This window comes from Gordonia sp. 852002-10350_SCH5691597 (assembly GCF_001665715.1).
Taxonomy (GTDB): domain Bacteria; phylum Actinomycetota; class Actinomycetes; order Mycobacteriales; family Mycobacteriaceae; genus Gordonia; species Gordonia sputi.
This window is the reverse complement of record NZ_LZMO01000259.1, coordinates 14,460-30,502: the sequence shown is the minus strand read 5'-3', so window position 1 is coordinate 30,502 and position 16,043 is coordinate 14,460. Positions and strand designations below refer to the sequence as shown.

At 66.6% G+C, this 16,043-nt stretch carries 15 protein-coding genes; 1 reads left to right on the top strand and 14 read right to left on the bottom strand.

Annotation, left to right across the window (positions count from 1 at the left end; all coding sequences use genetic code 11):
* Positions 1-550: 550 nt before the first annotated feature.
* The 6 genes from hemB to A5777_RS19200 all read right to left on the bottom strand — a co-directional run bounded on the left by hemB (position 551) and on the right by A5777_RS19200 (position 6,791).
* Positions 551-1,528, bottom strand: a complete 978-nt coding sequence (gene hemB, locus A5777_RS19225) for a porphobilinogen synthase (protein WP_064863869.1) — start codon at positions 1,526-1,528, stop codon at positions 551-553.
* 11 nt (positions 1,529-1,539) lie between these two features.
* Positions 1,540-3,210 carry a uroporphyrinogen-III synthase gene (locus A5777_RS19220; RefSeq protein WP_005204664.1) on the bottom strand — a complete coding sequence of 557 codons (1,671 nt, stop codon included), beginning with the start codon at positions 3,208-3,210 and terminating at the stop codon, positions 1,540-1,542.
* Positions 3,211-3,262: 52 nt separating this feature from the next.
* The gene (hemC, locus tag A5777_RS19215; RefSeq protein WP_064863868.1) at positions 3,263-4,189 is read right to left on the bottom strand and encodes a hydroxymethylbilane synthase; all 927 of its coding nucleotides are present in this window, start codon (positions 4,187-4,189) and stop codon (positions 3,263-3,265) included.
* Entirely contained in the window at positions 4,186-5,580 is a 1,395-nt protein-coding gene (locus A5777_RS19210) for a glutamyl-tRNA reductase (RefSeq protein ID WP_064863871.1), read from the bottom strand. Before A5777_RS19210 ends, hemC begins: the two co-directional genes overlap by 4 nt.
* Before the next feature lie 34 nt (positions 5,581-5,614).
* Positions 5,615-6,427 (bottom strand): redox-sensing transcriptional repressor Rex, encoded by an 813-nt coding sequence (locus A5777_RS19205; protein WP_064863867.1) that lies wholly within the window; start codon positions 6,425-6,427, stop codon positions 5,615-5,617.
* Between the two features lie 106 nt (positions 6,428-6,533).
* The gene (locus A5777_RS19200) at positions 6,534-6,791 is read right to left on the bottom strand and encodes a glutaredoxin family protein (RefSeq protein ID WP_064863866.1); all 258 of its coding nucleotides are present in this window, start codon (positions 6,789-6,791) and stop codon (positions 6,534-6,536) included.
* 179 nt (positions 6,792-6,970) lie between these two features.
* On the opposite strand from A5777_RS19200, the gene A5777_RS19195 reads away from it, so the two are divergent.
* On the top strand, positions 6,971-8,092 hold the full coding sequence (locus A5777_RS19195) for an HAD family hydrolase (protein WP_442903062.1): 1,122 nt from the start codon (positions 6,971-6,973) through the stop codon (positions 8,090-8,092).
* A 642-nt stretch (positions 8,093-8,734) separates the two neighbouring features.
* Here the strand turns inward: A5777_RS19195 and A5777_RS19190 are convergent.
* The 8 genes from A5777_RS19190 to A5777_RS19160 all read right to left on the bottom strand — a co-directional run bounded on the left by A5777_RS19190 (position 8,735) and on the right by A5777_RS19160 (position 16,042).
* Positions 8,735-9,898, bottom strand: coding sequence for a zinc-binding dehydrogenase (locus A5777_RS19190; protein WP_064863864.1), 1,164 nt, complete (start codon positions 9,896-9,898; stop codon positions 8,735-8,737).
* A gap of 121 nt (positions 9,899-10,019) precedes the next feature.
* Positions 10,020-11,192, bottom strand: a complete 1,173-nt coding sequence (locus A5777_RS19185) for a lysophospholipid acyltransferase family protein (RefSeq protein ID WP_064863863.1) — start codon at positions 11,190-11,192, stop codon at positions 10,020-10,022.
* A gap of 215 nt (positions 11,193-11,407) precedes the next feature.
* Entirely contained in the window at positions 11,408-12,472 is a 1,065-nt protein-coding gene (locus A5777_RS19180) for an NAD-dependent epimerase/dehydratase family protein (RefSeq protein ID WP_064863862.1), read from the bottom strand.
* A gap of 122 nt (positions 12,473-12,594) precedes the next feature.
* Entirely contained in the window at positions 12,595-12,696 is a 102-nt protein-coding gene (locus A5777_RS24360) for a 30S ribosomal protein bS22 (RefSeq protein ID WP_003402602.1), read from the bottom strand.
* 242 nt (positions 12,697-12,938) lie between these two features.
* Entirely contained in the window at positions 12,939-13,169 is a 231-nt protein-coding gene (locus A5777_RS19175; protein WP_005204681.1) for a helix-turn-helix domain-containing protein, read from the bottom strand.
* Between the two features lie 221 nt (positions 13,170-13,390).
* On the bottom strand, positions 13,391-14,227 hold the full coding sequence (gene proC, locus A5777_RS19170) for a pyrroline-5-carboxylate reductase (protein WP_064863861.1): 837 nt from the start codon (positions 14,225-14,227) through the stop codon (positions 13,391-13,393).
* A 70-nt stretch (positions 14,228-14,297) separates the two neighbouring features.
* Entirely contained in the window at positions 14,298-15,149 is an 852-nt protein-coding gene (locus A5777_RS19165) for a thioesterase family protein (protein ID WP_064863860.1), read from the bottom strand.
* Positions 15,146-16,042: a sugar phosphate isomerase/epimerase family protein gene (locus A5777_RS19160; protein WP_064863859.1), complete on the bottom strand. Its 897-nt coding sequence runs from the start codon at positions 16,040-16,042 to the stop codon at positions 15,146-15,148. Before A5777_RS19160 ends, A5777_RS19165 begins: the two co-directional genes overlap by 4 nt.
* Position 16,043: the final 1 nt, after the last annotated feature.

Below are 16,043 nucleotides of genomic sequence, written 5' to 3'. Positions count from 1 at the left end.
AACCGACGGCCGTCACGATCCTGGCGATGACCACGACGATCCACAGCTCACACGCGATGGCCACCGAGTCGGGCAGCTTAGGGCGCTCGCGCTGCCCGTCTGCCTGCGCGGACGTGGGGTCGCGACGCGGATCGAGAAATTGCGACATAGCTCCAGCGTAGTGAACGCAGCTTGGTGCGCGATGAGGACCTGCGCGGCGCGACTGCGTACACAACTTCGACGTCAGCGCGAGGCCACGACAATAATATCGACGGCGGCCCGCTGACGTCACGATTGTGTACACACGTCGGGCCGGACGAGGCGCGCGGGCGCGATGACGGCTGCCCACGGCGCGAGGTGGTCTCGACTCGGGTCCTCGCTGCGCTCGGGCCCGCTCGACCAGCGGTGAGGCGGCCTAGGCCAGCTTGGCGGCGACCTCGGTCGCCCACCGACCCGACACGAGAGGCTTATGCCAACGCTGCGGCGACCTCGGTCGCCCACCGACCCGACGCGAGAGGCTTATGCCAACGCTGCGGCCACCTCGGTCGCCCACCGACCCGACGCGAGAGGCCTATGCCAACGCTGCGGCCACCTCGGTCGCCCAGTACGTCAGGATGATCGAGGCGCCGGCGCGTTTGATCGAGGTCAGAGACTCGAGGATGGCGGCGTCGCGGTCGATCCAGCCGCGCTCGGCGGCGGCGGTGATCATCGAGTACTCGCCCGAGATCTGGTAGGCCGCGACGGGAACGTCGGAGATCTCGGCGACGTCGCGGACGATGTCGAGGTAGCTCATGGCGGGCTTGACCATCACGATGTCGGCGCCCTCATCGAGGTCGAGGCGCACCTCACGAAGAGCCTCGGTGCGGTTGGCCGAATCCTGTTGGTAGGTGCGACGATCACCCTGCAGCGACGACCCGACAGCCTCGCGGAACGGGCCGTAGAACGCGGACGCGTACTTGGCCGAGTACGCGAGAATCCCTGTGTCGGTGAGGCCTTCGGCGTCGAGCGCGGCACGAATCTCGGCGACCTGACCGTCCATCATTCCCGACGGGCCCAGAAGGTGCGCACCGGCGCGGGCCTGCGCGAGTGACATCGACACGTAGCGTTCGAGTGTCGCGTCGTTGTCGACACGGCCGTCGTCGGAGAGCACCCCGCAGTGCCCGTGGTCGGTGAACTCGTCGAGACAGGTGTCGGCCATGAGCACGGTCGACTCGCCGAGATCGTCTGCGAGAACACGTAATCCGCGATTCAGGATGCCTTCGGGATCATCGGCGCCGGACCCTACGGCGTCCTTGTCCTCGGCCTCGGGAACACCGAAGAGCATCAACCCGCCGACGCCCGCACGCACGGCTTCGTCGGCCGCTTTGCGCAGCGAGTCGAGAGTGTGCTGCACGACGCCGGGCATCGATCCGATCGGACGCGGATCGTCGATGCCGTCGGCGACGAACATCGGCAGCACGAGATCGGCTGGGCGCAGCGCGTTTTGCGCCACCAGCCGACGCATCGCCGGCGTGGTGCGCAATCTGCGGGGTCGAATAACCGGTGTCATACGCCCCACCTCTACGACCGCGACCGCCGCGACTTCTTGCGCGGAGGGGGCAGTGCGCCCTCGGCCCGCAGGCGAGCGGCATGCTCGGCGAGGGCGTCGACCAGTTCGGTCACCGACGCCGACTCCGGCTGAACGTCGACGCGCAGTCCGAATTCGGTTGCGGTCTCGGCAGTCTTGGGGCCGATACACGCAACGATGGTGCGCGCGTGCGGCTTTCCGGCGATGCCGACCAGGTTGCGGACCGTCGAGCTCGAGGTGAAGCAGACGGCGTCGAATCCGCCGGTCTTGATCATCTCGCGCGTCTCGGCGGGCGGCGGAGCGGCTCGCACGGTGCGGTACGCGGTGACGTCGTCGATCTCCCAACCGCGATCACGCAGGCCCTCCGAGAGGGTCTCGGTGGCAATATCGGCGCGCGGCAACAGGATTCGGTCGACCGGGTCGAAGACGTCGTCATACGGCGGGAAGTCTTCGAGGAGTCCGAGGCTCGACTGCTCGCCGGACGGAACCAACTCGGGGTTGATGCCGAACGTGCGCACCTTCTCGGCAGTCGCCTCGCCGACGCAGGCGATCTTCACGCCGGAGAATGCGCGGGCGTCGAGTCCGAACTCGGCGAACTTCTCCCACACTGCACGCACCGCGTTGGTCGAGGTGAACACGACCCACTGGTAGCGACCGTCGACGAGCCCCTTGACGGCGCGCTCCATCTGCGCGGGGCTGCGGGGCGGCTCGACCGCGATGGTCGGGACTTCCTTGGGCACCGCGCCGTGGCTGACGAGGCGCTCACTCATGTCGCCCGCCTGGTCCTTGGTGCGGGGCACCAGCACGGTCCAGCCGTACAGTGCACGCGACTCCCACCAGGAGAGCTTGCCGCGCTGGCTGACCACCTTGCCGATGGTGAGGATCAGCGGTCCGCTCAGCGCGTTGCCCTGCTCGTTGAGCGTGGCCAGCGTCGCCTCGATGGTGCGCTGTGCGCAGGTGGTGCCGTTGATCGTGATCGCAACGGGTGTCTGAGGGGCGAGTCCGTGCTCGGTCAGTGCGCTGGCGGTCTCGGCCAGATGACCCGACGTCGCGTGCAGCACCAGCGGTCCCGGTGCCGCGGCGAGCGCAGCCCAGTCGACGCCTTCGGCGCGGACGTCGGCCTCGGTGTGGCTCGAACCCAGCGGCATGCCCGCGTAGCTCGGCACCACGGATGCCGCAGGCAGTCCTGGCAGCACCTCGAAGGCGACCGAGGTACGCGAGACGGCGTTGACCTCGGACAGCACCGAATCGGTCGTCAGCGGATCACCGGAGACGACGCGGACGACGTCGTCGCCCTCCTTGGCGGCGGCTACCAGCGTGCGCGCGACCTCTGCGGGATCGCCGAGTGCGGGATGGACGATCTGGTCCTGCTCCTCGACGATGTCTTCGGCGGGAGTCGACGTGTCGTCTGACTCGGTCTCGTCGGTGGCCTGGTCGGCCTTCTTCGTGTCGTTCTTGGTGCTCTTACGCGCGGATTCTGCGGGCTCCTGCCGATGGGCGGAGCCGATCATCGCCACGACGGCTGCTGGAACGTCGGGATCGATGAAGGCGGTGGTCGCGTTCGCGATCACTGTCCGCGCACGCACGGTCAGCAGGTCGGGATCGCCGGGACCCGATCCCACGAAGAGGATTCGACCCGGATTGGCCTTCTTCGTACGGCTCATGCGTTCGCACTCTCCTGCCCTCGTTGAGAGGGCTGCAGTTCTTCTCTGCTGCTCAGGAGTTGACGAGTTCGCCCGCTCCCAGATCCAGCAGTTCGGCGGCGAGGCCTCGTCCGAGTTGTTCGGCGTTGTCGACCGGACCCACCACCGAAGCGCGGATCACGTCGGATCCGTCCTCGGCCGCCACCGCCGCGCGTAGCGACAGTTCAGCGAAGATGCGCCCGTCCTCATCGATCGACTCGACCACTTCAGCTATCGCACCGACCGGCGCGGTACATCCGGCTTCGAGAGCCGCCAATACCGCACGCTCGGCGTCGACCGCCACGCGGGTGGCCTCGTCGTCCAACTCGGCGAGAATTCTCACCAGTTCGGCATCGTCGGAGCGGCACTCAACTGCCAGTGCACCCTGCGCCGGTGCTGGTAACAGCACCACGGGATCGAACGCTTCGGTGACCTCTTCGGCCCTGCCGATGCGGACGAGTCCGGCACGGGCGACAACGACTGCGTCGAGTTCGCCGCCGGCGACTTTGCCCAACCGAGAATCTAGGTTGCCTCTTAGGGGGCGGATTTCCAAACCGAGACCCAATGCTTTAAGCTGTGCGGCCCTTCGCGGGGAGGACGTGCCGATCGTCGCACCCGGAGGCAGCGCTCCGAGCACCAAGTTACCCCTGCTGACCAGCGCATCTCGTGGATCTTCCCTGGGTGGGACCGCCGCTATCCGCAGGCCTGGATCGGGTGCTGTCGGCAGATCTTTGTAGGAGTGGACGGCGACGTCGATCTCGCCCGCATGCAACGCGTTGCGAATGGCCGTCGTGAACACTCCGACGCCGATCTCGGCGACCGGAGCCGCCGACGCGTCGCCGGCCGTCTTGATGATGACCAGCTCCGCGGGGTGCCCGTTGGCGGTCAGAGCGTCGGCGATGGTCTGCGATTGGGTACGGGCGAGCAGCGAGCCGCGCGTACCGATGCGAATAGGGTTCAACGCTCTCCCTGATCGGCCGACTTCTCGCCGACGCCATGCTTGTCGCCCAGACCGCTCTCCGGTGCTGAGACGGCCTCGGCTGCGCCGGGCTTGAGCTCGAAGAGTTCGCGTAACGCCTCGGCGTAGTGGTCGCCGTTGGGCGTCGAAGCGAGTTGTTTGACCCGGACCGTGGGGGCATGCAGCAGTTTGTCGACGACGCGTCGAACCGTCTTGGCGACCTCATCGCGCTGAGCGCCCTCGAGGTCGGGCAGGCGGGTCTCGAGCCGGAGAATCTCTGCCTCGACGACGTCGGCTGCGCGTTGACGCAGAGCTGCGACGGTCGGCGTGACCTCTGCCTGACGCTGGAGGGTCAGGTAGTCGGCGAGCTCTCCGCCGACGATCGAGCGAGCCGCGGCCGTGTCGTCGTGAGCGGCCTGTGCCTCGGAATCGCCGCGCAGGCTCTCGATGTCGATGACGTGGACGCCGGGTAGGCGCGCGGCGGCGGGGTCGACGTTGCGGGGCAGCCCGAGGTCGCAGATGATCAGCGGCTGCACAGCGGTACGGGCGGCGAGTGCCGAATGCACCTCGCCGACGCCGACGACGGTCCCGATCGAGCCGGTACATGCGACAACGACGTCTGCGGACGCCATCACGGCAGGCAGGTCGTCGAATCCGACGCCGCGCACGGCGACACCGGGATGATTGGCCGCGATATTGCCTGCGAGGTGCTCTGCGTTGGCGACGGTCCGGTTGACCACGACGAGCTCGCGAACGCCCTCACGGGCCAGCTGGGCGGTCGCAAGACCCCCCATGGCGCCTGCGCCGATCACAACGGCCCTGCGCAGCGACTGCTCGGGATCGATCTCGGGCGCCGCCGTCTTCAGCAGATACTGGGCGCGATGCAGCGCGACCGACACGACCGACGCCCCCGCGCGGTCGATTCCGGTCTCGGAGTGCACCCGCTTGCCGACGCGCAACGCGTGCTGAGCGAGCTCGTGCAGGGTGCGGCCGGTGGTCTTGTTGGCGTCGGCGTCGAGGTAGGCGTTACGGATCTGACCGAGGATCTGCTGCTCGCCGACGACGATCGAGTCGAGGCCTGCGGCAACGGTGAACAGATGCTCGACGGCGGCCTCGGAGTAGCGGACGTAGGCGTGTCGGGTGAGGTCGTTGATGGAAAGCCCGGAATGATCGCCGAGCACGTCACCAACGGCTTCGAGTGCGGGGTGGAATGCGTCGACGACGGCGTAGATCTCCACGCGATTGCAGGTCGAGACGAGCATGGCCTCGGAGATCGCACGCGACGACAGCAGGTCGTCGACGAGCTTGGACCGGTCGTGGTCGGAGACCGCGAGTCGCTCCAGAACGTCGACGGGTGCGCTCCGATGGCTGATTCCGAACAGCAGAACACTCACCGCGTCACCGTCTCCATCGCAGATCTCGCACTGATCATCCCTGACCCACACTCCGTATGTCTGTTCTGGGGACGCCTCGTTCCGCGACGCCAACCCCTGGCAGTTGCTCAACGGCCAGCTCGGCGACGGGCCTCGTGGTCTCGAGCGGCACGTCCTCAGGCAGGTTGACATGGCCCTGCTGCCCGTCTTCCCCGACAGACGACAGGGTGCGTGACGCGTGGAACGTCAGCACCTGCAACTCCAAGGCTAGATCAACCTGTCTGACGACGACATCGGAGTCCGTGGACAACGTTGCGGCGGTCACGTTCAGCAGTTGCCGGATTCCCGCCGCGATCAACGCGTCGGCCGCACGTTGTGCCTTGTCAGGACCGGTGGCGATCACGCCGATGTCGACCGCGCCGATCGTCGGATCGCTTGCAAGTGATGCCAGGCGCGCGCACGGGGAGACCACCACGCCGTCGACGACGGTCCCGACGATGTCCGGATCGTCGTCGAACATCGCGACGACCCGGAAGGCGCGGTCGGTGGCTGTGTGCGCGACGAGCAGGCGGCCCAGGGTGCCTGCGCCGACGAGCACGACGGTGTGGACGGTGTCGGTGTGCAGAGCGAGCGCGATGCGAGCGGTGAGGCGGCCGACGTCGTATCCGACGCCGCGGACGCCGTTGGCGCCGACGTGGGACAGGTCTTTGCGAAGCATGGCGGGATTGACTCCCGCTGCGGTCGCCAATTGGCCGCTGGAGGCGACCAGAATGCCCCGCTGCCCAAACGAGCGCAGAACGTGGAGGTAGGTGGCCAGGCGGGTCACCGACGGCTCGGGGATGCGATCAGACGCCGACCCGATAGCCATTGCGCAAACTCACTTTCGACTGTCCCGACCGAGTCATCAGCGTAATACGCGGCCTTCGACGCACGGCACGCGACCCGCAGCGGGCGCTCAGGGTTTCGCGGAGCCTTCAGCGGTTGGCGGCGTCGAGGTCGGCGCGCAGCCGTGGCTCGTCGACCTCCCAGTAGCTGTGCTCTTCGCCGTCGAGCAGGACGACGGGCAGACGGTCGCCGTACTCGGCACGAAGCTCGGTGTCGCCGGAGTTCGCGGCGGCGTCGACGTCGACGATGTCGAACTCGACGGACAGCTCGCCGCAGATCCGATCGAGGTCGGCGCGGGCGGCCTCACAGGCCGAGCAGCCGTCGCGAGTGAGCAGCGTGATGGACATCGAACGAACTCCTTCGACGTTGGTGCCAGAACAGTCTGACACCATGACTACTCTGTTGGTGAGTAGGCCTGAGCGAGGGCGGCATTCGTGAGTGGTTGTGCATTCGTGAGAGGTGGAGGGTGGGCGTGACCTCTGAGGGCGAGGAGCCGAACAACGAGGTTCCCGAATCCGGGTCCGAGGTGTCCGACGTCGGCGGCACCCCGCCGGAGAGCACCACGCCAGACGACGCTCCGTCGGGCACCGCCGACGAGCTGGCGGTACGACCGGCACCCAGCGGCGAAGACTGGGAATCACACGCCGACGACGTCGACAGCTCCGGCGGCGACGATGACGACGAGATCCTTGCGGTAGAGGACGACGACGAATCCGGGCGTGTCACGACCTGGATCTCCGAACGGGCCACCGCGGCCACCGGACGCTTCCGGCAGACCGCGCAGGAACTGCGACAGGCCCTCGCGGGCGAGGCGTCGGCGCAGGCGGCAGTCGACTCGCTGCGCGCCCGCTCACCGAGCGAGTCCGACGTCGCCGTCGACCTCACCGCCGCGGCATTCTTCGACGTCGACAACACCCTGGTCCAGGGAGCGTCGATCGTGCACTTTGCACGCGGACTCGCTGCGCGCAAGTACTTCTCGTACTCCGACATCTTCGACTTCGCGTGGACGCAGGCCAAGTTCCGCATCACGGGCAAGGAGAACGCCCAAGACGTCGCGGAGGGTCGCGAAAAGGCGTTGTCGTTCATCGCGGGTCGCGAGACGGCCGAGCTCGCCAGACTCGGCGAGGAGATCTACGACGAGTACATCGCCGACAAGATCTGGCCTGGCACAAGGGCTTTGGCGCAGCGCCATCTCGACGCCGGCCAGCAGGTATGGCTCGTCACCGCGACTCCGGTGGAGCTGGCGCAGACCATCGCCGACCATCTGGGCCTCACCGGTGCACTCGGCACCGTCGCCGAGAGTGTCGACGGCAAGTTCACCGGTCGGCTCGTCGGCGACATCCTGCACGGCCCCGGCAAGGCACATGCCGTGCGCGCGTTGGCAATTCGCGAGGGGCTGAACCTCAAGCGGTGCACCGCGTACTCGGACTCACACAACGACGTCCCGATGCTGTCCCTGGTCGGGCGCGCCGTCGCGATCAACCCCGACGCCGACTTGCGCGACGTCGCGAAGGTGCGCGGCTGGGAGATGTACGACTTCCGCACCGCCCGCAAGGCCGCGAAGTACGGGGCGTCGACCGCCCTGGTCGTCGGGGCCGCCGGCGCCGCCGGCGCGGGCGCCGTGAAGCTGCTGCGCAACAAGGGCTGACGCGGGGGGTCGGGTCGTCGGGCTTCGGACTTCGGGCTTCGGATTTCGGCGCGCGCTGGCGGAAAGTAGGGGAAGGATTCTTCCCCTGGAAACCTCCCGCAGGCCGGGTCGTCGAAAGTAGGGGAAAGAATCTTTCCGGCACTTCCTTACCCCTCCCCCGGAAGCTTCGCGGGGACGAGCACGAAACCCGAGGAAAGAACCCTTCCCCCAGAAACTTCGCGCCAGCAGCTCCCGAAACAGCCTGCCGGACCGTCGAAGCGACCGCCAAAAGTAGGGGAAAGAATCCTTCCGCCACTTCCCGACCCCTCCCCCAGAAACTTCGCGAGGACGAGCACAAAACCCGAGAAAAGAATCCCTCCCCCAGAAACTTCCCGCCGGCTCGACGGCCAAAACAGCCCGCCGGACCGTCGAAACGACCGCCAAAAGTAGGGGAAAGAATCCTTCCGCCACTTCCTTACCCCTCCCCCAGAAGCTTCGCGGGGACGAGGACGAAACCCGAGGAAAGAACCTTTCCCCTAGAAACCTCCGCCGCCCGTGCACCACAGTCTGAGGAAAGAACCTTTCCCCTAGAAACCTCTCGCGGGCTCGACGGCCAAAACTAGCGGAAAACCCTTCCCCTGGGAACCGCCCGCGCACTCGACCTCAGAGCGCCGCGACCGGGCTCGATGGGTCGATCAGCACCTTGGCGTGGTGCTCCGCGCCGCCGAGGATCTCGAAAACGTCTGCGACGGCGTCGAATCCGACGATGCCGGTGACCAGCGGGGTCACGTCGACCTTGCCGTCGGCGATGAGGTGCAGCGCGGTGCGGAACTCGGCGGGGTCGTAGTAGATCACGAAGCGCAGGTCGACCTCTTTGTTGATCGCCATCGCGGGTCGGAATCGGTCGGACTCCATGCACACGCCGACCACGACGATGCGCGTCCGCAGCGGCACGCCCGACACGATGTTCTCGATCATTCCGGGCACGCCGACGCACTCGAACACGACCGGCCCCTTCGGGGTGGCGCCGACCTTGTCGCCTAGTTCAATTGCCTTCCACCACGGCAGGCCGGGGATACGGCGCAGGATGTGCATGGCGTCGAACGCGGTGCCGAGCAATTGGCCTGTGCGCGTGAGGTATTTGCCCTTCTTGGCGGCGATGTCCCACGGGGAGTCGACAGTCGGGTCGACGACGATGTCGGCGCCGCAGCGTCGGGCAAGGTCTCGACGCCCCGCCGACAGGTCGGAGGCGATGACGGTCTTGACGCCCTTGGCCTTGAGAACCAGGATCACCGACAGCCCGATCGGTCCGCAGCCCACGACGACGGCGACGTCGCGCTTGCTCACGCCACCGCGGTTGACCGCGTGCACGGCAACCGACAACGGCTCGGTCAGAGCGGCGTGATCGAGTGGCACGCCGTCGGGCACGGGCATCGTCATGTCCTCGGAGACGACGACGTACTCGGCGTACGAGCCGGGTGCGTCGGCGCTGAGTCCGACGAGGTGCTCGGTCTCGCCGTGCTTGATGATCGGCAGTGCCGCGACCAGCGTTCCCGTCGCCCACTTCTTGCGGCACTTGGGGCCGTACTCGGCGATCTCGCCGATGAATTCGTGTCCCATCACGACGTGATCGGTCGAGCGCATGAAGCGGTCGTAGCCGACCTCGGCGGTGACGTCGGCGGTGTCGTCGCTGTGCGTGCGGGCGTGCAGATCAGAGCCGCAGATCCCGGTGCGCCGTACTTTCAACAACACCTGACCTGGGCCTGGCTGCGGCGTCTCGATCTCGTCGACGCTCAGCTTGCCCTCGTGACACACCACTGCCCGCATCGGCTTCCTCTCGTGCGATGTTCCAACATTCGTTGTAACGTTCTACCGCACAATACGCCGACGCTGTGACGCGGCTCGCCCAGCCGGCAAGACCGAGCCCAGCCAGCAAGACCGGACACGGTCAGCCGAAGTACACGCTCCCCCGACGGCTGAGCATGCGGAAGAGTGTCTGCTGGATCTCTTCGCGCACATGGTCGGTGAGGTCGAAGACGACCATTGGGTCGTCGGCCGACGACTCGTCGTAGCCACCTGTCTCGATGGGACGCCCGAAGTGGATGTGCCACTTCGACGGCAGCGGCACCAGGCCGAGCGGCCCGAGCAGCGGGAACGTCGGCGTGATGGGCAGGTACGGCAGTCCGAGGATGCGGGCGATCGGTTTGAGGTCGGCGAGCATCGGGTAGATCTCCTCCGACCCGACGATCGACACCGGGATGATCGGGCTGGCGTTGCGCAGGGCCGTTGTGACGAAGCCGCCGCGGCCGAAGCGCGCAAGCTTGTACCGATCCTTGTAGAGCTTGCCGATGCCCTTGTAGCCCTCCGGCCACACCGCGGTGAGTTCGCCCGCCCGCAACAGGCGGTCGGCATCGTTGGTGCATGCGAGCGTCGCGCCGATACGGCGAGCCACCTCGCTGACCGCGGGTGTGTCAAAAGCCATGTCGGCGGCGAGGATTCGCAGATACCGACCGGTCGGGTGATTGTCATGCACGGCCAGACTGGTCATCAGCGCATCGATGGGCAACGCGCCCGCGTGGTTGGCGACGAGCAGTGCGCCACCCGTGAGCGGCAGGTTCTCCACGCCGGTCACCTCGACGCGGAACCACTTCTCGTACAACTGACGGATCGCTGGGAACCAGACCGACTCGGTGAAGTGCGGATCGAAGCCGAAGTCGTCGATCTCGTAGTCGCCGGTCATCCGCTCACGAATGAAACCTGCTGTGGCAGTGAGTGAATCAGCAACGGCACCACGGATACCACCGAGACTGAACAATGGGCTGCGCGCAGGCCCACGCTGCTCGACGCCGAGGGCGTCTGTCTCGAAGGCGACGTCGTCGTTGATGGGGGTGACCGCAGCGGGCGGGCGACCGAAGCCGTCGGTGTTGGGGTGACCGATGCTCGACGGTGCCGTTGCCTGCTGGCTCGGGTGGCGACCGCGGCCGCCGTCGCGCGTGACGCCGGGCTGATCGCGACGCGACGCTTCGATGCCTGCCCTGGGGTTGCCCGCGCCGGAGCTCGCGTACAACTGGATCACCTTTGCCGCGCGTGCATCACCAGAAGACGTCACGTGATTCGACAAGGCGTTCCACCCCCAACGGGTATGACGCAGAAGAACTGGAGGGGGGGTGCCCGATGTCGCTGCGTCGACGCACCGGGTCTGACGCCCGAGTTTACGGGTTCGTCCCTGATAGTGCACGTTGCGTCGACGTATTTGCATCGTCATTGATTGCGTCAAACTGCGGATTCAAATTGACGCCAAAAGCGGACACTCTGTGCGATTTAGGCGCCCATTTTTCAGGCGAGACGATGAGCCGCCGATACGACTTGTCGCTCCGCTTTTCGCCAGGTATCCGGCGCGATCACCGGACTCACTCCGCTGCGCTCGACGAAGTCGTCGAGCGTCTCCGACGTCGAGAAACGCGGCGCGAATCCGAGTTCGGTGCGCATCCGCGTAGTGTCGAGAACCCTTCCGTACGTGAGGAATTCAGTCTGCGACGACCGCAGACGAGCTGAGCGCAGGTTCTGCATGACCCCGGTGATCGGAGCGAGCAGACCACTCACCACGGGTAGTTCGACGTGTCCGACGCGTCGAATGGCCTGCGTCAACGTCACCACTCCGTCGCCCGCGATGTTGAAAGTTCCCGGCCGCCCACGCAGCGTCACGTGTTCCATTGCTGCGAGCGCGTCCTCTTCATGCAGAAATTGCAGACGTGGTTGATAACCGATGACAGTCGGAACCACCGGGAGCGAAAGGTAAGAACTCATCCGCGTGTTGATCCGAGGACCGAGCATCGCCTGCAGTCGCATGGTCGTCACGTCGATGTCCTGGCGTCGTCGCGCAAGCCCGCGCACATACCCCTCGACGTCGAGCATGTCGCGTCCGTAGCCGCGCCGCGGCTCACGCTTCGCGGGCGTCTCCTCGGTGAAATAGGCGGGGTCGCGGGGACTCGCACCGTAAACCATCGCGGTCGAACGCAGGATGAGCCGCTTGACCGACGGGCTTCGCTGACACGCACCGCAGACCTGCATGGCACCTAGGAGATTGAACTCCTTGATGGCCGCCGAGTGCGGAGCGGTCTCCATGATCGACGTCGCGGCGTGTACGACGGTGTCGACCTGGTAGTGCGAGATCGCCTTGGCGATCGCAGGCCTGCGGATGTCGAGGCGCAGGAACTCCGCACGCCCCATTCGTCGCATCAGGTCCTTGCGCGGCACCCTGGAGTCGACAGCGAGGACCCGCTCGACGTCGGGGTTGGCCGCCAGCGCGGCGACGAGATATCCACCGAGGAAGGTCGACGCCCCGGTGACCAGCACCGTGCGCGGAACCTGTTGGACGTCGGACTGAGAACCATCGGGCATGAAGGCAAGGCTAGCCCGACGAAAAAGAACCCGCACTCAGGCGGGTTCTTCGGCGCGCGGTCGAGGTGACCGCGAACGAGTCGGTGGAGCGAATCCGCGCCGGGTCTAATCGGCGCGAAGGCTCACTTACCGAGTTTGCGACGCTGCACGCGGGTACGACGCAGAAGCTTGCGGTGCTTCTTCTTCGACATGCGCTTGCGGCGCTTCTTGATCACTGAACCCATCGGGGCACTTCCTTACTCACACGGTCTCACGCGGTTTCACGGCACGCTGTCGTCGACACTCACACTTGGGTGGTGAGGCCTGCCCGCCGGAACCTTGCGGCGAGATCAGCTACGCGATCATCAACACTACCGGGCGAGGTCGCAAAGAGAAAAATCAGGTGACCTCTGGCGAACACCACAACTCCTGCCGACGACGAGCTGCAGCCGTTCGGCAGGAGTTGGCCTCGTGGTTCGCGGTCGGACTAACCCGCGTCGAAGTAGGACGTCTCCAGGTAGTCGTGCACGGCCTTGGCGTGCACGCGGAAGGAACGACCCACGCGCACCGCGGGAAGTTCCCCACTGTGGACGAGGCGATAAACGGTCATCTTCGAGACGCGCATCAGGGATGCGACCTCGGCCACGGTCAAGAACTGCGACCCTGAAGCCGCGTTGCTGACCGCACCTGACCTGTCACCAGGAGTCTCTGCTGCCATGAGTTACTCATACCTCCGGAGCACGCGTCGCGGCCGCCGGCTTCCCCTCCGGCGGACACCAGACACGCACGTGCTTAAAGCAGCTTAGCGTGGCAGATGTGAAAAAAGCGACGTAAGTGGCCTGGATTGGCCCGATTTCTGATCCCCGACCACAACATACTGGGGTTTTGGCCGGTAGAGGCCCCAAATATTGGGAGTCGACGCCGGGCGTGGTCGGTCGATCAGCCTCCCAAACCCTCAACGTCGGGTCGACGTCCTGCCCGTGCACTGGCCTGCGCACACGCCTCCGTCGCCCGATACATCGCTGCTCGCGCGCCGTTCTCCTCGAGCACACGGATAGCTGCCGCCGTGGTTCCGCCAGGCGATGTCACGGCTGCGCGCAGGTCTACCGGAGAGACCCCGGAGTCGCTCATCAAGATCCCCGACCCGCGGATGGTCTGCACTGCAAGCTCACTGGCCTGCGCGCGCGTGAGGCCGAGTGCGACGCCTGCGTCGATCATCGATTCGGCGAGGAGGAACACATAGGCGGGTCCCGAGCCGGAGATCGCGGTGACCGCATCCATCTGCTTCTCCGGAACGACGATGACCTTGCCGACGCTCTCGAGCAGTTCGACGACCGCGGTGAGCTGCTCGGGGTCGACGTGGCGCCCCGGCGAGACCGCCGACATCGCTTCGGAGACGAGCATCGGTGTGTTCGGCATGACCCGCACGACCGGTACGCCCGCGGGCAGCGCGTTCTCGTAGCGAGCGATCGGCACACCAGCTGCGAGGCTGATGGTGACGCGCTCGGATTCGCCGTCGTCGTCGACCCGCGCGAGTTGGCGCAGCACGGCGTCGACGATGTCGGGTTTCACCGCGATGAAGACGTACTGGGCACCCTCCACGGCGGTCGGCACGTCGGTGACCAGTACGCCGTACTCCTCGGAGAGTTCGCGGGCGCGGCCCTCGTTGGGCTCGGCCACGACAAGGTTCTTGGGCTGGTGACCCGCTGCGATGAGTCCGGCGAGTAGTGCCTCACCGATCTTGCCACCGCCGATGACGGCGATCCGTTCACTCACGTCGTGATGCCTTTCGTTCTCATCCGTGACATCTGCGGTCAGCGGGGTTCTGAAGTCAGCAGCGCCTGGGTCAGCTCTGCCGCTGCGGTATCAGCGCGAGCTGACGCGACTGTGAGACCACGGTGCCCGTCGAGTCCACCACGAGGTGGTCCTCCTCGAACATTCCGGGTCCGACCTCGGTACTCGACGCCGCGAAGCGCAGCCAGCCCGGCGCGGGATGTCGTCGGACGTAGGTGGTGAGCTGGACGGTCGGCGCCCAGCCGAATAGCGCGAGGTTCATCACCACCGGGGGCGAGATGTCGCAGACGAGCACCGCGAAATCGACGTCGGGCTCGGTGTTCTTGGGACGTGTCCACCCGCGGACGACCGGTTCACCGGTCTCGCCACGCGCGACGGGAAAACTCGTCGGATCGAGCACGAGGTCGAGTGCACCGCCGAGGTGCATGACCTCACCGACCGGCGAGCCGTCGATGGAGATGCCGTTTGGCTGCGGATCGACCGGCAGGTCGTCGAGCACGGACGGTGCCGAGTGATGTGGCGTGCCGCTGTCGGGTCGCGCGAGGGTGACCGACGACGACACCATCAGTCGTCCGTTCTGCGCGAGGTCGACGGTCAGCAGCGTGACGGTGCGGCCGCGTTTGCGCAGAGTCACTGCGAGATCGACGTCGGAGGGATCAGGTGCTGCGAGGTAGTCGCTGGCGATGGCGACGGGCACGAGGTCGGATGCCGACGGCATCGACTCGTCTGACCCGACGAGCTCGTCGTACGCGTGCAGCGCCGCGCGGGCCACCAGCATCTGCATCGTTCCGCCGTGCACCTTGGGGCCGATCGTGAACGTCGGATCGATATTCGCGTGGTAGTTCACATCGCCGGGGCCCTCGGTGGGACGCAGGGTCAACAGCCCGACGATCTTGTCGCTCATTCGGTTTCGGTCTCCTGGATCGGTGCTGTGCGGACGGGATCGCGCCGAAGGTTGGTTCGCGCGAAGTCGAGGGCGCGGCCGAGGAGGGCTGCGCGTTCGGGTTTGGTGCGAGCGGATCCCGTGCTGACCTCGAGCACGACCGCCCCGCCGAAATCGCTCGCGGCGAGGCGTCGACACACCTCGACGCAGGGCTGCGACCCGTCTCCCGGAATCAGGTGCTCGTCGGTGGCCGCGCCGCTGCCATCGGCGAGATGCAAGTGGCTCAGCGCCGGCCCCATGCGCTCGAACAGATCGACCGCATCGACCCCTGCGGTCGCGGTGTGCGAGAGGTCGAGCGTGTAGTGCGCGTACCCGTCGTCGGTCGGGTCGGTGGACTTTCCGAACGCCGACGCCGCGCGTCCCGGCCCTCCCCCGCGTGCATTCAACCGTTGCGCCGAGCGCTTACCCGCGCCGAAGAGTCGGTCGGCGCGCATCGGGAACATGTTCTCCACCGCGACGTCGACACCGCTGTTCTCCTCGAGTTCTGTCACGAGGTCGTCGAATGCGGCGGTGTACGCCCGCTGCCAGCGGAAGGGCGGATGCACGACGACGGTCGGCGCTCCGAGATCCTCCGCCGCCGACACCGCACGCGCCAGCTTGGCCTGCGGATCGCGACCCCACACGCGCTGCGAGATGAGCAGGCACGGTGCGTGGATCGACAGCACCGGAACCTGATATCGCTCGGACAGGTACTCGACATGCGAGATGTCCTGACTGACGGCTTCGCCCCACACCATGAGTTCGACGCCGTCGAAACCCAGCTCGGCCGCGTACGCGAAGGCCGCCTCGGTGTTCTGCGGATAGACCGACGCCGTCGACAGCCCGATCGGGATGTCGGCTACAGGAGTGATCATC